The following is a 19,579-nucleotide window of genomic DNA, read 5'->3' as shown; positions in this document are numbered from 1 at the left end:
GATGCATCCCCTTCGGGACAGCGCCAAGATCGCCGGCACAGCCGGTCCGAACGAGTTGGCCCCTGCCAGATGCCCTCACAAATCCCCACTCGTGAGGGCCTAATGCCCCTGCCTACCGCATCTCGGTTGGAGCGTGGACGCCTAGAACAGCTAAGCCCGATGCCAGAACCGAGACGACGCCCTGAACCATTGCCAGTCGCGCCCTCGTGATTTCTGCATCATTATTGATAATGAAGCGTAAATAGGGCAAATCGCGCCCCTTGGTCCAAAGCGCATGAAATTCACTGGCCAAATCATATAGATAAAAAGCGATTCGGTGCGGCTCGTGTGCCACCGCCGCGGCCTCGATCATCCGGGGATAAAGCGCAAGCCGCTTGAGCAGGTCGAGCTCGGCCGGGTCGGTCAGCCGCTCCACCGTAGCACTACGGAGATAGGCCAGCCGGGCCTCGTCGGTCTCGGGGAGATCGGGAACCGCCTCCTCCCGCGCGTTGCGGAAGATCGAATGGCCGCGGGCGTGGCCGTACTGGACATAGAAGACGGCGTTGTCCTTCGACTGCTCGATCACCTTGGCGAGGTCGAAATCGAGCACCGCATCGTTCTTGCGGAACAGCATCATGAATCTGACGGCATCAGAGCCGACCTCGTCGACGACTTCGCGCAGCGTGACGAATTCGCCTGAGCGTTTCGACATCTTCACCGGCTCGCCATCGCGCAGCAGCTTCACGAGCTGCACGATCTTGACGTCGAGCACGGCCTTGCCCGCGGTTACCGCCTTCACGGCCGCCTGCATCCGCTTGATGTAGCCGCCGTGATCGGCGCCGAACACGTCGATCAGATTGGTGAAACCACGCTCGAACTTGTTGCGGTGGTTGGCGATGTCGGACGCGAAATAGGTGTACGAGCCGTCCGACTTGATCAGCGGCCGATCGACGTCATCGCCATAGGCGGTGGCGTGGAACAGCGACTGCTCGCGATCCTCGTAATCCTCGACCGGCTTGCCCTTCGGCGGCGGCAGACGTCCTTCGTAGATGTCGCCCTTGGCACGTAGGAAATCGATGGTCTCGGCGACCTTGTTGTTGCCGGAGGTGATCAGCGAGCGCTCGGAGAAGAACACGTCGTGATGGATGTTGAGCGCGGCGAGATCGCCCTTGATCATCTCCATCATCATGGCGATCGCCTTGTCGCGCACGATCGGCAGCCACGCGGCTTCCGTCATGCCGAGCAGCTTCTCGCCGTATTCCTTGGCGAGCGCCTCGCCGACCGGCACGAGGTAGTCGCCCGGATAGAGCCCTTCCGGGATCGCGCCGATGTCCTGGCCCAGCGCCTCGCGGTAACGCAGGAACGCCGAGCGCGCGAGCACGTCGACCTGGGCGCCGGCGTCGTTGATGTAGTATTCGCGGCAGACGTCGAAGCCCGCGAATTGCAGCAGGCTGCACAGCGCGTCGCCGAACACGGCGCCGCGGCAATGGCCGACATGCATCGGTCCGGTCGGGTTGGCCGAGACGTATTCGACATTGACCTTCTCGGCCTTGCCGATGTCGCTGCGTCCATACGCAGAGCCGGCCGCCAGCACGGCGCGCAGCGCGTCGGCCCAGACCTGCGGCTTCAAGGTCAGGTTGATGAACCCGGGACCTGCGACATCGACGGAGGCCACCAGCGCGTCGGCGCGCAGCCGCTCGGCGATCTTGTCGGCGAGCTCGCGCGGCTTGGCCTTTGCGTCCTTGGCGAGCACCATCGCGGCATTGGTCGCCATATCGCCGTGGCTCGCATCACGCGGCGGCTCGACCACGACGCGGGACAGATCGATGCCCGCGGGCCAGTTGTCCTCGGCTCCGACCGCGGCACAGATCGCGTGCACGCGCGTCAGCATGTCGGCAAAAAGGTGTGGTGAAGCAGTGGTGTCGGCCATGGCAGGGCGCTAACGCAAATCCGGGGTCGAGTCAAAAAGCCTTTGGTGTTCGATCAGGGCGAAACGGTCGGTCATCCCGGCAATGAAATTGCCGATCCGCCTGTTCCGCGCGCTCGCGGTCTCCTGCACGCTGCCCTCGATCCATTCCGCCGGCAGGTCGCCTGGCGATTGCCGGTAGCGCTCAAACAGGTTGCGCACCACCTGCTCCGCCTCCCGCATGACGATCATCACCCGCCGGTGGCGATACATCCGCCGGAACAGGAACGCCTTGATCGCCGCCTCCTGCTCGGCGACCTGAGGCGGAAACGCGATCAGCGGCGCATTGTGGCGGCGCACGTCCTGGGCCGATTGCGGCTGCGCTACCGCGAGCCGCCGAGTCGCCTCGTTGAAGACAGCGCTGATGAAATGCGAGATCAGCTCACGCACCAGCTCGGCGCCGCGCCGGACCTCGTCGAGCCCGGGGTAATGGCGGTCGATCTCGGCGATGATCTCTGATGTCAGCGGCATCTCCTTGAGATCGTCCACCGCGAACAGGCCGGCGCGCAGGCCGTCGTCGATGTCGTGGGCGTCATAGGCGATGTCGTCTGCGAAGGCCGCGATCTGCGCCTCGAGCGAGGCGTAGCTCCAGAGCTCAAGGTCGTAGGTCTTGTTGTAGTCGGCGATCCCGACCGGAAGGCCGCCTTGCAGATAGCGGCCGGCCGGCGCGCCGTTGCGCTCGGTCAGCGGGCCGTTGTGCTTGACGATCCCCTCGAGCGATTCCCAGGTCAGGTTCAGGCCGCCGAATTCCGGATAGCGGTGCTCCAGCGCGGTGACGACCCGTAGCGCCTGCGCATTGTGGTCGAAGCCGCCGTCGGCCTTGAGGCAGTCGTCGAGCGCCCGCTCCCCGGCATGGCCGAACGGCGGATGGCCCAGATCGTGCGCGAGCGCCAGCGTCTCGGTCAGATCCTCGTCGACCCCGAGCTGGCGCGCCAACGCCCGGGCGATCTGCGCCACCTCCAGCGAATGGGTCAGCCGGGTGCGATAGTGATCGCCCTCATGGAAGACGAAGACCTGGGTCTTGTGCTTCAGGCGGCGGAACGCCGTGGAATGGATCACCCGGTCGCAATCGCGCCGGAACGGGCTGCGGGTCCGGCTCGGCGGCTCCGCGACAAGCCGGCCGCGGCTGCGGTCGGGGTCGCAGGCATAAGGCGCGCGGGGGGCAGCCATTCCGACCGACACAGTATTTTAGTCCTTATCCATTTGATTCCATGGTCCGACGCACTTAACTATGACTAAGGCGGCTGACCAAATGAATTGGGTATGACGCCGGGCATGATCCGATTCGACCATGCCCAGAATAGGGTTCGGAGACCGATATGACTGCTGCCATCACCGTCAGCGAACGGGCCGCCCGCCGTATCGGGCAGATCCTCAGCAAGGAAGGCGAAGGCGCCAAGCTGCGCATTTCGGTCGAGGGCGGCGGCTGCTCCGGTTTCCAGTACAAGTTCGATGTCGAGCGCACCCAGGCCGATGACGACCTCGTGATCGAGCGCGACAGCGCGGTGGTGCTGATCGATCCCGCCTCGGTCCCGTTCCTGGCGGGCTCAGAAGTCGACTTCGTCGACGACCTGATCGGCGCCTCGTTCCGCGTCGTCAATCCGAACGCCACCGCCTCCTGCGGCTGCGGCACCAGCTTCTCGATCTAACGCCCTCGCGCCGACGCGTTTCCCCGATGCGAACCGGTGTCCGGTTCGCACGAGGCGCAATTATTCCGCCGCCACCACCTGCGGACGCTCGGCGTCGCCATCCGCCAGCGGATCGAGCTTGCGGCGCAGCCTGCGGTCGATGCGGTCGAGATAGATGTAGATCACAGGCGTGATGAACAGCGTCAGCAGCTGCGAGACGCAGAGGCCGCCGACCACGGCGACACCGAGCGGCTGACGCAGCTCGGCGCCGGCGCCCGCGCCGAGCGCGATCGGCAGCGTGCCGAAGATCGCCGCGAACGTCGTCATCATGATCGGGCGGAAGCGCAGCAGCGCGGCCTCGCGGATCGCGTGCTCGGCACTGAGGCCGACACGGCGGCGCTCCAGCGCGAAATCGACCATCATGATCGCGTTCTTCTTGACGATGCCAACCAGCATCACGATGCCGATCATCGCGATGACGGACAGCTCCATCCCGAACAGCATCAACGTCAGGATCGCGCCGATGCCGGCCGACGGCAGGCCCGAGATGATGGTGATCGGGTGGATGAAGCTCTCGTAGAGAATGCCGAGGATTACGAAGGCTGCGAACACCGCGGCGAGGATCAGGACGCCCTGCCCGCGCAGCGAATCCTGGAACACCTGCGCGGTGCCGGAGAAGCCGGTCGCGATCGTCGGCGGCAGGTTGGCGCTCTGCTCGAGCTCGGTGATCTTGTCGACCGCGTAGCCGAGCGAATTGCCGGGCGCGAGATTGAACGAGATCGTCACCGCCGGCTGCTGGCCTTGATGGTTGATCTGCAACGGTCCGACCGTCGGCACCAGCTTCGCCACCGCATTGAGCGGAATGGTCTGGCCGTTCGCGGTCTTCATGTAGAGCTTTGACAGGTCGGACGGATCGACCCGGAACTGCGGCTGCACCTCCAGGATGATCTGGTAGTCGTTCGACGGCATGTAGATGGTGCCAACCTGCCGCGCGCCGTAGGCATTGTAGAGCTGGTTGCGGACCTGGTCGACGGTGACGCCGTAGACCGCCGCCTTCTCGCGGTCGATGTCGACCGTCATCTGCGGGTTCTTGATGTAGAGGTCGGTGGTGACGTCTAGCAGGCCCGGGATCTTCTCGATCTTGTCCCGCATGTCAGGCGCCAGCCGGTACAGCGCCTCGGTATCGCCGCTCTGCATCACATACTGGTACTGGCTCTTGGAGATGCGGCCGCCGATGTTGAGGTTCTGGATGCTCTGGAAGAACGCCTGCATGCCCGGGATCTCGCGGGCCTTCTGCCGGAGACGACCGACAACGACGGTGGCGCTGTCGCGCATCTTCTGCGGCTTCAGCGCGATGAACAGCCGGCCGTAATTCGCGGTCGGATTCGGACCGCCGGAGCCGACCGTGGAATTGATGTACTCGATCGCCGGATCGGTCCGCAGCACCTCGACCAGCGCCTGCTGCCGCACCTTCATCGCCTCGAATGAGGTGTCGGTCGCGGCCTCCGTCACGCCGATCAGGAAGCCGGTGTCCTCCTGCGGGAAGAAGCCCTTCGGCACGATCACGTAGAGATAGATGGTGCCGCCGAGCGTTGCCAGCGTCACCACCAGCATCAGCGCCTTCTTGGCCAGCACCCAGTCCAGCGCCCGTTCATAGGCGCGCAGCCAGGCCTCGAACATCGCCTCGAACGCCCGCAGCACGATGTTCGGCCGCTTGGTCGCATCATGGGCGCGCAGCACACGGGCGCACAGCATCGGCGTCAAGGTCAGCGACACGAAGCCGGAGACGATGATCGCGACCGAGATCGTGACCGCGAATTCGCGGAACACGCGGCCGACGATGCCGCCCATGAGCAGCACCGGGATGAACACCGCAATCAGCGAGAAGGTGATCGAGATGATGGTGAAGCCGATCTCGCGGGCGCCCTTCAGCGCCGCCTCGAACGGCTTCATGCCGTGCTCGATATGGCGGACGATGTTCTCCAGCATGACGATGGCGTCGTCGACCACGAAGCCGACCGAGAGCGTCAGCGCCAGCAGCGTCATGTTGTTGATGGAGTAATCCAGCGCGTACATCACAGCGCAGGTGCCGAACAGCGAAATCGGCACCGCCAGCGCCGGAATGAAGGTCGCCGACGCCGAGCGCAGGAACAGGAAGATCACGAGGATCACCAGCGCGATCGCGATCAGCAGGGTCTCCTCGACGTCGCTGACCGCCTGCCGGATCGAGACCGAGCGATCCATCATGACCTGCATGGTCACCGACGGCGGGATCGCCGCGCGCAGCGACGGCAGTTTTGCGAGGACGGCGTCGACGACGGCCACGGTGTTGGCGTCAGGCTGCTTCTGGATCGCGAGCACGATCGCGCGCTCGTCGTTCATCCAGGTCGCGATCTTGTCGTTCTCGACGCTGTCATAGACCTTGGCGATCTCGTCGAGCCGGACCGGCGAGCCGTTGCGCCAGGCGACGTAGATCTGGCGGTAGTCGGCCGCCTTGTCCATCTGGCCCGAGGCCTGCAGCGCGACGTCCTGCTTGGGGCCGTTCAGCGTGCCGACCGGGGTCGAGGAATTGGCGCGCGACACGGCGGCGCGGATGTCCTCCATCGAGACGCCGCGCGCGGCCGCGGCCTCCGGATCGGCCTGGACGCGGATCGCGAATTTCTGCGCGCCATAGATCAGGACCTGCGCGACGCCGGGAAGCTGCGACAGCGCCTGCCCGATCGTGATGTCGCCGTACTCATTGACCGCCGACAGCGGCAGCGTCGCCGACCCCAGCGAGACGAACAGCACCGGGAAATCAGCCGGGTTCACCTTCCGGAAGCTAGGCGGGATCGTCATCTCGATCGGCAGCCGGCGCTGCGCGATCGTCAAGGCCGTCTGCACGTCAAGCGCCGCGGCATCGATGCTGCGGTTGAGGTCGAACTGGATGGTGATGACGCTCGTGCCCTGCGAGGAGTTCGAGTTCATCGATGAGATGCCGGCAATGGTCGAGAGCTGGCGCTCGATGATGCCGGCGACCGAAGCGGCCATGGTATCGGCGCTGGCGCCGGGAAGCGTCGCGGTGACCGCGATGGTCGGGAAGTCCACCTTCGGCAACGCCGAGACCGGCAGCAGGCGGAAGCCGAACACGCCGAATGCGATGATCGACGCCGTGATCAGCGTCGTCATGACCGGACGGCGGATGCAGAGCTCGGAGAGCGTCATCGGTCAGGCTCCGGCCTTGCGCGCCCGCAGCTCGACCCGCGATCCCTCCGACAGCAGCAGCTGTCCGTCGACGACGACGCTTTCATCGCCCGCCAGACCGTCCGAGATCACCGACGAGCCCTGGAAGGTGCGGTCGACTTTGACCGGCCGAACCTTGGCGACGCCGTCCTGGACGACGAAGACGAAATTGCCGTTCTGGCTGCGCTGGACCGCAACCGTCGGCACCACCACGGCGTCCTCGCTGCGGATGATCAGCTTGGTCTGCACGATGGTGCCGGGCCACAGCGTCTCGCTGACATTGTTCATGATGCCGCGCACCGTCACCATGCCGGTGGTCGCATCGACGGCGTTCTCGACCATCGCGATCTTGCCGCTCTCGGAGCGCTGGTGGCCGGGAATGGTTGCGGTCACCTTCGAATCTCCCTTCCCCATGGCGTCGCGCAAATCGACCAGCGCACGCTGCGGGATTGCGAAGGTGACGTAGACCGGCGCCATCTGGTTGATGACCGCGAGCGGCTGGGTGTCGGCGGGACGGACGAAGTTCCCGACCTTGACGTTGGCGGCGCTGATCCGGCCCGCGAACGGGGCGCGGATCACGGTGTAGCTCTTCTGGACGCGAAGATTTTCCAGCGCAAACTGGTCGGCCTTAATGGTGCCGATCAGGACGTCGGACTGGGTCTTGGCGTTGTCGAGGTTGACTTGGGTGGTCGCGCCCTTGCCGACCAGCTCGGTGTAGCGGCGGAGATCGCGCTGCGCGCCCTCGAGCTGGGCCTGGTCACGTGCGAGCACGCCCTCGGCCTGCTCGATCTGGGCGTCGATCTGCCGCGCGTCGAGCATGAACAGCAGATCGCCTTCATTGACCCTGGCGCCGTCCTCGAAATGGACGGAGACGATGGTGGTCTCCAGCCGCGACTTCAGCGCGACGCTGGAGATCGGCGTGACCTGTCCGATCGCATCGACGTCGACCGGAACCGATTTGCGTTCGGCCTTGGCGAGATCCACCGAGACGACGCGTGGCCGCGGGGTCCCCTGCGCGGTGGCGGCACCGCCACCCATCCATGAAGCGCGGGTCATGTAAGCCGCCCCGGCCGCAATGCCGAGAACAGCGACAGTCAGAACCAAATTGCGTTTTTTCATAAGTTTTGCACGTGCGCCGCCCGCTTCCCTTGAGGGGCGGAACGCTTCGCAACTCCCCCGTCGGCAATTGTTACGCCTTGTTTCTGGAGAGGGTTACCACAGCAGGGCTGCACATGGTATGCCACCAAAGTGAAAAACTGCGCCGCGTCGGGCGCTGCGAATCGCTGCTTTATGTCCACCTCCGTCCTGATCTGCACCTGGGAAGACGCCCGCGAACGCTCCGGCGCCATCCGCTACAATGTCTTTGTCGAAGAACAGGGCGTGCCGGTCGAACTCGAGTGGGACGACATGGACGCGTCGAGCTGGCACGCGCTGGCATTTGCTGAGGACGGCACCGCCGTGGCGACGGGCCGGCTGCTCCCCGACGGCCATATCGGCCGCATGGCCGTGCTCAAAATGGCACGCGGCACAGGCGTTGGCGCCCGGGTGCTGGAGGCGCTGATGGCCAAGGCGGCCGAACTCGGCTATCCCGAACTGATCCTCAACGCGCAGACGCACGCGGAGCCGTTCTATGCGCGCGCCGGGTTCGAACGGTGCGGCGACGAGTTCGAGGAAGCCGGCATCCCACACATCGAGATGCGGAAACGCTTGGGCCAGGCGGAGCGCTTGCCAGCGCGCCGCGTCAAATAGAGGACTTCCGATGACTGTTCGCATCGCCACCTGGAACGTCAACTCGGTCCGGCAACGGATCGAGCTTCTTGTCGCGTGGCTGAAGGAGTGCTCCCCCGACATCGTCTGCCTGCAGGAGATCAAATGCGTCGACGACGCATTTCCCCGGCTCGAGGTCGAGGCGCTCGGGTATAATGTCGTCACCCACGGCCAGAAGACCTTCAACGGCGTCGCGCTGCTCTCCAAGCTGCCGTTCGACGAGACCAAATCGGGCCTTGCCGGCGACGACGAGGATGCCCATGCCCGCTTCCTCGAAGGCGTCGTCACGCTGAAGCAGGGCGTTGTGCGCGTCGCGTGTCTCTATCTGCCCAACGGCAATCCCGCGAACACCGACAAATATCCCTACAAGCTCAAATGGATGTCGCGGCTTCTTGAGTACACGAAGGAACGGCTTAGGGCCGAGGAGCCGCTGATCCTGGCCGGCGACTACAACGTCATCCCGGCTGCCCGCGACGTCTACAATCCGGCCGCCTGGGCCGACGACGCCCTGTTCCGGCCTCAGACCCGTGAAGCCTTCCAGTCGCTGCTCGGCCTCGGCCTGACCGATGCGCTGCGGGCGGTCAATGACGAGCCCGGCCAGTACACCTTCTGGGACTACCAGGCCGGCGCCTGGCAGAAGAACTGGGGCCTGCGCATCGACCATCTCCTGATGTCGCCGCAAGCCAGCGACCGGCTGATCGATGTCGGCATCGACAGCTATGTCCGCGCCTGGGAGAAACCGTCCGACCATGTCCCGGTCTGGGCCGATCTCGATTTCGAGACCGCCTGAGCCCCGAGCAAGCCGCGAAGGCCGCCCGCGATATCAGTCGCGGCGGCCCTGTACCCAGTGCTCGAGCATCTGCAGCGCCATCGCGCGATCGTCTTCCGACGCCTTGGCGATCGCCCGGTTGTAGCTTTCCTTGATCCAGGCCTCGTCCGGCGTCGCGCTGTCACGCGCCAGGGTCAGCCACATCAGGCCGCGCGCCCGCTGCGGCGGCAGCCGGTCGCCGTTGAACAGCATCTGGCCGAGCAGCGCCTGCGCCTGATGCTGGCCCTTCTGGGCGGCGAGGCCCAGCCAGCGCGCGCCATAGCGGAAATCGTCCCGCGAGGCGTCCGGCGTCTTCAGGTACAGCCGGGCAAGGTCGTACTGGGCGTCGGCATTGCCGAAATAGGACGCCGCATAGGAGAACATCTCCCGCGCGCGCTCGGTGTCCGCCTTCACCTTGGAATTGGGAATGCCGCTCAGATAATAGCGGCCGAGTGCAACGAAGGCGTTCGCCACGATCGAGGCCTGCGGCGCCGACGGGGAATCCTCGGCATGCGCATTGGCGATCCGGCTGAAATACTCGAAGGCGCGCATGTCGTCCTGGATGACGCCGTCGCCCTCGGCGTACATCTTGCCGAGCTTCCACTGCGCCACGGGGTGGCCGCCCTCGGCCTGGTACTGCAGCGTGCTGAACGAGGAGGTCGGCGCGGTCGGTGCGACCGGGCTCGCGGCCCGCTTCAGCGCGGCGGCCGTCCCCGGCTGCGGGGAAACCACCGGAAGAACGGTATCCTGGGGGCTGACCGGGGCGCCGTCGAATCCGAATCCAGGGCCTGCCACCGGAATGGCCCCTAACGCAAACGCAAAAATCGTACGCTTAAACGTCCGCATAACACTGTTTCTCGTGCGCGCCACCCGGATGGGTGACTGCGCCATCCACCGCCGGCCCCACTTGCTCGGCGTACTTCCACAGCGCACCTGATGTGTGGTTAGTCGCCCGAGGGGCCCATTTGGTCTTACGATTTGCGAGCTCGGCGTCGCTCAATTTTACGTCAAGTGTGCCGGCGACCGCATCGATCTCGATGATGTCGCCGTCCTGCAATAACCCGATCGGCCCGCCGACGGCCGCTTCAGGTCCAATATGTCCGATGCAGAAGCCACGGGTGGCGCCGGAGAACCGGCCATCGGTGATCAGGGCAACCTTGCCGCCCATTCCCTGCCCGGTCAGCGCCGCCGTGGTCGCCAGCATCTCCCGCATCCCGGGACCGCCCTTCGGCCCCTCGTAGCGGATCACAATCACTTCGCCTTCCTTGTAGGTGCGCTTCTGCACCGCCTCGAAGGCGTCTTCCTCGCGGTCGAAGCACCGGGCCGGACCGGTGAACTTCAGGTTGGACATTCCCGCGACCTTCACGATCGCACCCTCCGGAGCGAGATTACCCTTCAGACCGACAACGCCACCTGTCACGGTGATAGGTTTGTCGGCCGGCCGCACCACGTCCTGGTGCGGATTCCATTTCACGCTTTTGAGGTTTTCGGCGATCGTTCGGCCAGTGACGGTCAGGCAATTCCCGTGCAGGTGGCCATTGTCGAGCAGCGTCTTCATCAGCAGCGGAATGCCACCTACTTCAAACATGTCTTTGGCAACATAACGGCCGCCCGGCTTCAAATCCGCGACGTAAGGAGTCTTTTTGAAGATTTCGGCAACGTCGAACAAATTGAATTTAATGCCGCACTCATGGGCGATCGCCGGCAGGTGCAGCGCAGCATTGGTCGAGCCGCCGGAGGCCGCAACCACAGCTGCAGCATTCTCAAGGGCTTCGCGGGTGACGATGTCGCGCGGCCGGATGTTTTTCTCGATCAGCTCCATCACCTTCTCGCCGGCGGCGGCGCAGAAGGAGTCGCGGATCTCGTAGGGCGCCGGGGCTCCGGCCGAATACGGCAGCGCGAGGCCAATCGCCTCGGAGACGGTCGCCATGGTGTTGGCGGTGAACTGGGCGCCGCAGGCGCCGGCCGACGGGCACGCCACCCGCTCGATCTCGTCGAGGTCCTCGTCCGACATGGCGCCGACCGAATGCTTGCCGACCGCCTCGAACATGTCCTGCACGGTAACCGGCTGCCCGCGGAAGTTGCCGGGCAGGATCGAGCCGCCATAGATGAAGATCGAGGGCACGTTGAGGCGGACCATTGCCATCATCATGCCCGGCAGCGACTTGTCGCAGCCGGCGAGCCCGACCAGCGCGTCATAGGCGTGGCCACGGACGGTGAGTTCGACCGAATCGGCGATGCATTCGCGCGACGGCAGCGACGAGCGCATGCCGTCATGGCCCATCGCGATGCCGTCGGTCACGGTGATGGTGCAGAATTCGCGCGGCGTGCCGCCGGCGGAAGCCACGCCCTTCTTCACCGCCTGCGCCTGACGCATCAGCGAAATGTTGCAGGGGGCTGCTTCATTCCAACATGAAGCAACGCCGACAAAGGGTTGATGAATCTGGGCTGTCGTCAGCCCCATCGCGTAGAGATAGGAACGATGCGGCGCGCGCTGGGGCCCCTCCGTCACGTGACGGCTCGGCAGCCTGCCCTTGATGTTCGTCTTGACGTCCATCGCGACCCTGTTCCGACGCTCTTTTCCTGCGCTCTTTCCTCCATCAACGCCGGAACCCGAAAAAATGTCCCGCCGTCGGAGCGCTGGCTATTCAGCTAGGTGAATATCCTTTCATGTGAGGGTGTGGCCAAAAAGCGGCGCGACTACGGATGGGGTGCTTTTAGGGTTAAATGTTCAGGTATCGTTGCAACAACGCAACAATCGTGGCCGCCGCGCAACCATGTATTATTAGTCCTTATGGGAACCTGACACGTGCCTGACAACGTCCGTAAAGTGGCTAGATCGCAATCAATCTCTCTCTAGTTGTGAGTTCGCTGCTTGCATAAGGCCGAAGCCGCTGCGCGCGATGACGGGACAGAATGGGCATTCGCGGCTCTCGACCGTTCTCCTGACAGCCAAACTCTCGGTGTCATCACCCGCGAAAGCGGGTGATCCAGTATTCCAGAGGCAGCGGTGCTTGAGCCGAGAGGCCGCGGCGTACTGGATCGCCCGGTCGAGCCGGGCGATGACACGCGAGGATGAGGATGAGCTTCGCAGCCCTTTCCCCGCGTCATTCAGGGGTGCGCCTCTTGGCGCGAGCCCGGAATCCATTGGGCAGCGCGACCGCCGCACGACCCTTGGATGAGACCCTTGGATGAATGGATTCCGGACTCTCGCTCCGCGAGCCCCGGAATGACGAGTCTCTGGGATCTGGGGCGCTTCGCTCGATCCACCCTGCAGCCTACTCCGCCGCCAGCTTCGGCGCCGCCGGAGGTGCCCAGCACTCGACACGATTTCGGCCGCACTCCTTGGCCTGGTACAGCGCCGCATCGGCGGCCCTCATCAGGGCGTCTATCCCGGGCATGCTGGTGAAGGCCTCGGCAACACCGATGCTCACCGTGAGCGACACCGGACGATCATCCGCGCCCAACGTCAACGCTTCCGCCTGCTTGCGAATGCGCTCGGCGACGGTGCGGGCGCGCGACAACGTCGTTTCCGGCAACAGGACCGCGAACTCCTCGCCTCCGACACGGCCCACAACGTCAGACTTGCGCTTGCCGCGAATGCAAATCTCGCCAACGGCCTTGATTGCCTCGTCGCCGACCGCGTGGCCGAACCGGTCATTGATGCTCTTGAAGTGGTCGATATCGACCATCAGCACGGATACGGAACGATAGTAGCGCTGGAACCGGCTCCACTCTGCATCCAACGTCGTCAGGAAGTGCCTGCGGTTGAACAAGCCGGTGAGCGGGTCGGTGGTCGCGAGCACCTCAAGCTGTTGCGCGTTGCGGACGAGATCGGTGACGTCGACGAAGGTCAGCATCCGGCCGCCGTTTGCCATCGTCGAGCAATGGACCCTGATGTTGCGGCCGTCCGGCGTCTGCACATCGCGCTTGTGATCGCCGGCCTTGATCTCCGCGATCCGTTTCGCCGGAAACGCCTTGATCTGCTCCGCCGTCGCGCCGGTCGGGACCGCGCGGCGATTGCGCGTGAGCAGCGTGATGTATGGCGGATGCCGCGCGACCTCCTCCTCGCTAACCTCCCAGAATTCCCGCATTCTCCGGTTGAGGAAGATCGCATTGAGATCGCGATCGAGCAGCACGACGCCGTCCTCAACATTCTCGAGCGCACCGGTTAGCACCTTCAGCTTGTCGGACGCGCGCACGATGTCGGTCACGGGCGTATAGCTCACCATCCGTCCGCCGTCGGGCAGCGGCGTGCACTGACACCGAACCACATCGCCGTTGCTGCGCCTGAGATCGATCGGGTTTGCGTCCCCGACGCTGACGAGGCGAACGCGCTCGGCAACATAGGCTTGGAGCTGCTCGGCCGGCAGCTCATAGGCCATGATCTTGCAGCCGTGATGCATCAAATCGGTGAAGGTGGGGTTGCGGTCGGCAACCGCGTCGGGGAGCTGCCACATGTTCCGGAATGCGCGGTTGATGAACAGGGCTTTCAGCTCCGCGTCCAGGAGCAGGATGCCGACCGGGATATGATCGAGTGCCGCCCGCAGCGCCAGCATGTGCCCGCGCAGGATATCGCCGCTGCGCCGCTCGGGAATTGCAGCCGGCGCGGGAGCGGCAGGAACTGCAGGCGCGGGCGCCGCGGGATTTGCCCGCTGCTCCTCAAAGGCAAGGCCGAGCTGCCGGTCCGATTGCCACAGCCGTTTGCACGGCCTCACCTGGTTGGTGCCGACAAGCAGCAGCTGGACGTGGTCGGGAATGCCGATCGTGGCTTCGAGTTCTACCGTCGCGCCCGCATCGGTGAGCTGCCGGACGGTGCAGTCGAATGCGGACCGCCCGAAATTGAAGACGATCTTCCCGGCCAGGAATGTTCGGCCGCGAGAAGCTGACACCTGTCCGGACATGGCACGACTACCTGGAGCAATTGCGAGCCCTGTCACCACAGCACCTTTGAGTCACCAAGCCATGAACGCTATCGGGGGATTTTGAATCGGGAGCCGACGACGAGGATTGCGTGCGCTGCACTGCAAAACGAGTTCCATTCGGCGGCCCCACGCAGCGATATCGGTCAAGGTCGCTGTCGGGAAGAATTTGGTTCGACCCTATAATTATGGTGGCGCTAGACGCAGTCGGAGTAGTAGCGTCGCAACTCCCTCAGTAACAGTCAGGGAAACGCCCGCCATGTCTGCTCTCCAAGCGAAGCTGGAACGTTTTGAGACCCTCGCCGACGAATGCGAGCTGATCGCGAGCAGGACGCTGGATGGGAGCAACCGCGAACTATACCAGCGGCTGGGCGGGCGTTATCGCGAGCTGGCGACCGACATGAGGACCATGATCGCGACCATCGACGCAGCGGCGGCGTAAGAAAAAGGGCCGCTCGAAACAACAAGCGGCCCCAAGTCTAGGGAGGAAACGCCCTCAAGGAGGGCGGCGATAGCGCGAGGCGCTACCGCACCGTACCCATATGGGGTGAGAGTTCGGCTTCGGGAGCCCGGACTGCGCAAGCCAGGGGTGCGACTCGTGCGCCTTGAATCAGGGCTTCGCAGCGCATACCTCCGAACGCGACCGGCGGAGACACGAGCACTTCGCGGGTAGCACGCAGCGATACCCACCCCACAATCTACGAAAGCCGCTTCCGCTTCGCGTTCAGCGCCGAGGCGACGCGGCTCACCGGCGGGCGGCCGAGCAAGGTGGCGACCTCGTTCGTCGTCGCCAGCAGCCTGTCCATGTCCACGCCGGTTTTCACGCCCATGCCCTCGAGCATGTAGACGATATCCTCGGTCGCGACATTGCCGGTGGCGCCGGGCGCATAGGGACAGCCGCCGAGGCCGCCGGCGGCGGCATCGATGACGCGGACGCCCTCTTCCATGCCGGCGTAGAGGTTGGCCAGCGCCTGGCCGTAGGTGTCGTGGAAATGCATCGCGAGGTTGGCGACCGGAAGCTCGGCGCCGACCGCACGCAGCATCTCCCTGGCCTTGAGCGGCGTGCCGACACCGATTGTGTCGCCGAGCGAGATTTCGTAGCAGCCGAGATCCCATAGCGTCATCGCGAGGTCGGCGACCGCCTTCGGCTTGATCTCGCCGTCGAACGGACAGCCCAGCACGCAGGAAATATAGCCGCGCACCTTGACGCCATCGGCCCTGGCGCGCGCCAGCACCGGCTTGAAACGCTCGATCGACTCTGCGATCGAGCAGTTGATGTTGGCGCGCGAGAAGCCTTCGGAAGCCGCTGCGAACACCGAGACCACCTGGGCGCCGGCCGCACGCGCGGCGTCATAGCCCTTCTCGTTCGGCACCAGCACGTGGAATTCGGCGTCCTTGATATGGCCGACACCGCGCAGCACTTGGTCGGAGCTCGCCATCTGCGGGATCGCCTTCGGCGAGACGAAGGCGCCGACTTCGACGGTGTTGAGCCCCGCGGCCACCAGCGCCTCGACGAAAGCGATACGCGCCTCGACGCTGACCTGTGTCTTCTCGTTTTGCAGACCGTCGCGCGGCCCCATCTCGACGATGCGGATCTGATCACTCATGGCGCGGCCGCAGGTTCGACTTCGGCAAGCTCGACGCCCTCGCCGACGATATCGCCGACCTTGCATTTCAGCTTCTTCAAGACACCGGCATACGGCGCGCGCAGGGTCTGCTCCATCTTCATCACCTCGAGCGTCAGGATCGGCGCACCCTTCTCGAGCGTCGCGCCCTCCTCGGCCAGCAGCGCAACCACGGTGCCCGGCAAGGGCGCGACGATCTTGTCCTCGCCGACCTGCTCCTCGCTCTCGCCGCCGAACGGATCGACCCAGTGCAGGTCGAAGCGGCCGTTGCGGGTGCGCAGATAAAGCTCGTGGCCCTCGATCACAGATGCAACGCGCGACTTGAGGCCGTTGAGCGTCAGGTCGAAGCCATCCTCGCCGGCCGACGAGATCGCAAAGGCGAGCTCGCGCCCGCCGACCGATAGCGTCGACGGTCCGTTGCCATAATGCAGCGTGATGGTTTGCGGCGGCTCATGGCCCTGCCGCAACGAGAACACCCGCTGGCGGCGGCCGACCGGCATCCAGCCGAAGGCTTGCCAGGGCGAATTCGCCTCGCGCCTCGCCGCCTTCTGCTCGTCATTGACGATCGCAGCCACCGCCGCGCAGAGCTCGAACTCGCCGGCCGCGCCGCTGCGGGCCGTCAGGTTCTTCAGCTCGCGCTCGATGAAGCCGGTATCGATCGCATTGGCGCGCGTCGCCGGATGCGTCACCAGTGCCGACAGGAACGGGATGTTGGTGACGATGCCGCGGACGTCGGTCTGCTCCAGCCCGCGATTGAGCTTCTCGATCGCGCCTTCGCGCGTCGGCGCCCAGGCGATCACCTTGGCGAGCATCGCGTCGTAGTATGGCGAGACGTTATCGCCGCTGCGATAGCCGGCATCGATGCGCAGGCCGTCGCCGTCCGGCGGCGTCCGCCAGGTCTTGATGCGGCCCACTGAAGGCATGAAGTTCTTCTGCGGATTTTCCGCGTAGACGCGCGCCTCGATGGCATGCCCGTTCAGCTTGATCTCGTTCTGCTTCAGCGGCAGCGCTTCGCCGAACGCGACGCGCAGCTGCCATTCCACGAGGTCGACGCCGGTGATCAGCTCGGTGACGGGATGCTCGACCTGCAGACGGGTGTTCATCTCGATGAAGAACACGTCCTTGCCGTCGGACACGAATTCGATGGTGCCGGCGCCGACATAGTTGACCGCACCGGCGGCCTTGCGGGCGGCCTCGCAGACCGTCTCGCGCTGCGCGGCGTTCAGCGTCGGCGACGGCGCCTCCTCGATCACCTTCTGGTGTCGCCGTTGCAGTGTGCATTCGCGCTCCCACAGCGAGAGCAGATTGCCATGGCTGTCGCCGATGATCTGCACCTCGATGTGGCGCGGGTTCTGGACGTATTTCTCGATCAGCATGCGGTCGTCGCCGAACGCCGCCTTGGCCTCGCGCTTGGCGCTGGTGATCGCGGCCGCGAGTTCCGCCGCCGAATTGACCACGCGCATGCCGCGGCCGCCGCCGCCGGCCGACGCTTTGACCAGCACCGGGAAGCCGATCCGGTTGGCGGCCTCGGCCAGGATCGCCTCGTCCTGCGCCTCGCCGTGATAGCCGGGCACCAACGGCACGCCGGCCTTCTCCATCAGCGCCTTGGAGCCGGACTTCGAGCCCATCGCTGTCATCATCCCGGCGGTCGGACCGACGAACACCAGACCGGCCTCGAGGCAGGCCTGCGCGAATTCGGCATTCTCGGACAGGAAGCCGTAGCCGGGATGCACCGCCTCCGCGCCAGTCTCCTTGGCTGCCGCGATCACCCGCTCGATGTTGAGATAGCTGTCGCGGGCCCGCGCAGGCCCGAGCAGCACGGCTTCATCGGCGAGCGCGACGTGCATCGCGTCGCGGTCGGCCTCGGAATAAACCGCGACCGTGCGCAGCCCCATGGCGCGCGCCGAGCGGATGACACGGCAGGCGATCTCGCCGCGGTTGGCGATCAGAAGCGTACGGAAACGCCGGTAGAGTTTTGAGCGGTCCATGATCACATCCTGAACAGGCCAAACTTGGTGGGCTCGATCGGCGCATTGGCGGCGGCCGACAGGCCGAGCCCGAGCACCAAACGCGTGTCGGCAGGATCGATCACGCCATCGTCCCACAGCCGCGCCGTGGCGTAATACGGATTGCCCTGCTTCTCGTACTGCGCGCGGATCGGCTCGCGGAACTTGTCCTCCTCTTCCGCCGACCAGCTCTCGCCCTTGGCCTCGATGCCGTCGCGCCGCACCTGGCTCAGCACCATCGAGGCCTGCTCGCCGCCCATCACCGAGATGCGGGCGTTCGGCCACAGCCAGAGGAAGCGCGGGCTGTAGGCCCGACCGCACATGCCGTAATTGCCGGCGCCGTAGGAGCCGCCGATCACGACGGTGAATTTCGGCACGCCGGCGGTCGCGACCGCCGTCACCAGCTTGGCGCCGTCACGCGCGATGCCGCCGGCCTCGTACTTCTTGCCGACCATGAAGCCGGTGATGTTCTGCAGGAACACCAGCGGAATGCCGCGCTGGCAGCACAGCTCGATGAAATGCGCGCCTTTCAGCGAGCTCTCGCTGAACAGGATGCCGTTGTTGGCGATGATGCCGACCGGATAGCCCCAGATATGGGCAAAGCCGCAGATCAGCGTGGTGCCGTAGAGTTTCTTGAACTCGTCGAACTCGGAGCCGTCGACGATCCGCGCGATGATGTCGTGCACGTCGAACGGCTTGCGTCCGTCGGCAGAGACCACGCCGTAGATCTCCTCGGCGGGAAACAACGGCTCCTGCGGTGGGCGCATATTGAGCTGTGCCTTCGCCGGCTGCTTCAGCGTGCCGACGATGCGGCGCGCGATCCCGATCGCATGAGCATCGTTCTGCGCGTAGTGATCGGTCACGCCCGACTGCCGCGAATGGACATCGGCGCCGCCGAGCTCTTCGGCGGTGACTACCTCGCCGGTCGCGGCCTTCACAAGCGGCGGACCGCCGAGGAAGATCGTGCCCTGGTTGCGCACGATGATGCTCTCGTCGGACATCGCCGGCACATAGGCGCCGCCCGCAGTGCAGGAGCCCATCACGATCGCGATCTGCGGGATGCCCTGCGACGACATCTGCGCCTGGTTGTAGAAGATGCGGCCGAAATGCCGCTCGTCGGGAAAGATCTCGTCCTGCAGCGGCAGGAAGGCGCCGCCGGAATCCACCATGTAGACACAAGGCAGATTGTTCTGCCGCGCGATGTCCTGGGCGCGCAGATGCTTCTTCACCGTCATCGGGTAGTAGGTGCCGCCCTTGATGGTGGCATCGTTGGCGACGATGATGCATTCACGGCCCGCGATGCGCCCGACGCCGGTGATGACGCTCGCCGAATGAACGTCGCCGCCGTACAGGCCATTGGCGGCGAGCGGCGACAGCTCGAGGAACGCGGTGCCGGGATCGACCAGGAGATCGACGCGGTCGCGCGCCAGCATCTTGCCGCGCGAGGTGTGGCGCTTGCGCGAGGTCTCGCCCCCACCGCCGGCGACATGCTTGAGCTTGTCGCGGAGCTCCGCAACCAGGCCCCGCATCACGTCGGCGTTGCGGGCGAATTCAGAAGATGTGGGATCGATCGTCGAATGAAGCGGCATCGGTATTGCACGTTTCGTTGGAGGAGCCGACAGGATTTTGGGGAAGCGGGTCGCCGCGCCGGGGGCG

14 protein-coding genes are annotated in these 19,579 nt (G+C 65.0%); 4 read left to right on the top strand and 10 right to left on the bottom strand.

The genetic code is table 11. From position 1 onward, the window contains the following. Window positions 1-112: 112 nt before the first annotated feature. Both argS and AC628_RS07605 read right to left on the bottom strand, forming a co-directional pair. Window positions 113-1,909 (bottom strand): arginine--tRNA ligase, encoded by a 1,797-nt coding sequence (argS, locus tag AC628_RS07610; RefSeq protein WP_074126111.1) that lies wholly within the window; start codon window positions 1,907-1,909, stop codon window positions 113-115. Between the two features lie 9 nt (window positions 1,910-1,918). Next, entirely contained in the window at window positions 1,919-3,127 is a 1,209-nt protein-coding gene (locus AC628_RS07605) for a deoxyguanosinetriphosphate triphosphohydrolase (RefSeq protein WP_083632696.1), read from the bottom strand. A gap of 137 nt (window positions 3,128-3,264) precedes the next feature. On the opposite strand from AC628_RS07605, the gene erpA reads away from it, so the two are divergent. Continuing rightward, entirely contained in the window at window positions 3,265-3,594 is a 330-nt protein-coding gene (gene erpA, locus AC628_RS07600) for an iron-sulfur cluster insertion protein ErpA (RefSeq protein ID WP_016846874.1), read from the top strand. Window positions 3,595-3,654: 60 nt separating this feature from the next. Here the strand turns inward: erpA and AC628_RS07595 are convergent, their stop codons facing one another. Next, on the bottom strand, window positions 3,655-6,777 hold the full coding sequence (locus AC628_RS07595; protein WP_074126109.1) for an efflux RND transporter permease subunit: 3,123 nt from the start codon (window positions 6,775-6,777) through the stop codon (window positions 3,655-3,657). 3 nt (window positions 6,778-6,780) lie between these two features. Next, the gene (locus AC628_RS07590) at window positions 6,781-7,914 is read right to left on the bottom strand and encodes an efflux RND transporter periplasmic adaptor subunit (RefSeq protein WP_074126108.1); all 1,134 of its coding nucleotides are present in this window, start codon (window positions 7,912-7,914) and stop codon (window positions 6,781-6,783) included. A 171-nt stretch (window positions 7,915-8,085) separates the two neighbouring features. On the opposite strand from AC628_RS07590, the gene AC628_RS07585 reads away from it, so the two are divergent. Next, window positions 8,086-8,544, top strand: coding sequence for a GNAT family N-acetyltransferase (locus AC628_RS07585; RefSeq protein WP_074126107.1), 459 nt, complete (start codon window positions 8,086-8,088; stop codon window positions 8,542-8,544). 10 nt (window positions 8,545-8,554) lie between these two features. Continuing rightward, the gene (gene xth, locus AC628_RS07580; protein ID WP_074126106.1) at window positions 8,555-9,352 is read left to right on the top strand and encodes an exodeoxyribonuclease III; all 798 of its coding nucleotides are present in this window, start codon (window positions 8,555-8,557) and stop codon (window positions 9,350-9,352) included. Window positions 9,353-9,385: 33 nt separating this feature from the next. Here xth and AC628_RS07575 read toward each other — a convergent pair whose 3' ends face one another. The 3 genes from AC628_RS07575 to AC628_RS07565 all read right to left on the bottom strand — a co-directional run bounded on the left by AC628_RS07575 (window position 9,386) and on the right by AC628_RS07565 (window position 14,274). Further along, window positions 9,386-10,216, bottom strand: a complete 831-nt coding sequence (locus AC628_RS07575; RefSeq protein ID WP_074126105.1) for a tetratricopeptide repeat protein — start codon at window positions 10,214-10,216, stop codon at window positions 9,386-9,388. Beyond that, complete coding sequence (gene ilvD / locus AC628_RS07570; RefSeq protein ID WP_074126104.1) at window positions 10,203-11,927, bottom strand: dihydroxy-acid dehydratase; 1,725 nt, start codon at window positions 11,925-11,927, stop codon at window positions 10,203-10,205. The genes AC628_RS07575 and ilvD overlap by 14 nt, the downstream gene beginning before the upstream one ends. Before the next feature lie 721 nt (window positions 11,928-12,648). Continuing rightward, window positions 12,649-14,274, bottom strand: a complete 1,626-nt coding sequence (locus AC628_RS07565; RefSeq protein ID WP_074126103.1) for a sensor domain-containing diguanylate cyclase — start codon at window positions 14,272-14,274, stop codon at window positions 12,649-12,651. A 277-nt stretch (window positions 14,275-14,551) separates the two neighbouring features. Between AC628_RS07565 and AC628_RS07560 the strand changes: the two genes are divergently transcribed. After that, window positions 14,552-14,734 carry a hypothetical protein gene (locus AC628_RS07560; protein ID WP_074126102.1) on the top strand — a complete coding sequence of 61 codons (183 nt, stop codon included), beginning with the start codon at window positions 14,552-14,554 and terminating at the stop codon, window positions 14,732-14,734. A gap of 256 nt (window positions 14,735-14,990) precedes the next feature. Here AC628_RS07560 and AC628_RS07555 read toward each other — a convergent pair whose 3' ends face one another. Genes AC628_RS07555 through AC628_RS07545 form a run of 3 tightly spaced genes read right to left on the bottom strand, consistent with a single transcriptional unit; the run spans window position 14,991 to window position 19,512 of the window. Beyond that, complete coding sequence (locus tag AC628_RS07555) at window positions 14,991-15,899, bottom strand: hydroxymethylglutaryl-CoA lyase (protein WP_074126101.1); 909 nt, start codon at window positions 15,897-15,899, stop codon at window positions 14,991-14,993. Then, the gene (locus AC628_RS07550) at window positions 15,896-17,905 is read right to left on the bottom strand and encodes an acetyl/propionyl/methylcrotonyl-CoA carboxylase subunit alpha (RefSeq protein ID WP_074126100.1); all 2,010 of its coding nucleotides are present in this window, start codon (window positions 17,903-17,905) and stop codon (window positions 15,896-15,898) included. The genes AC628_RS07555 and AC628_RS07550 overlap by 4 nt, the downstream gene beginning before the upstream one ends. Window positions 17,906-17,907: 2 nt before the next feature. Further along, window positions 17,908-19,512 (bottom strand): carboxyl transferase domain-containing protein, encoded by a 1,605-nt coding sequence (locus AC628_RS07545; protein ID WP_074126099.1) that lies wholly within the window; start codon window positions 19,510-19,512, stop codon window positions 17,908-17,910. Between the last annotated feature and the right edge of the window lie 67 nt (window positions 19,513-19,579).

This window comes from Bradyrhizobium sp. NAS96.2 (assembly GCF_001908235.1).
Lineage (GTDB): Bacteria > Pseudomonadota > Alphaproteobacteria > Rhizobiales > Xanthobacteraceae > Bradyrhizobium.
The sequence above is the reverse complement of the archived record's forward strand: the minus strand, read 5'-3'. Positions and strand labels throughout refer to the sequence as shown.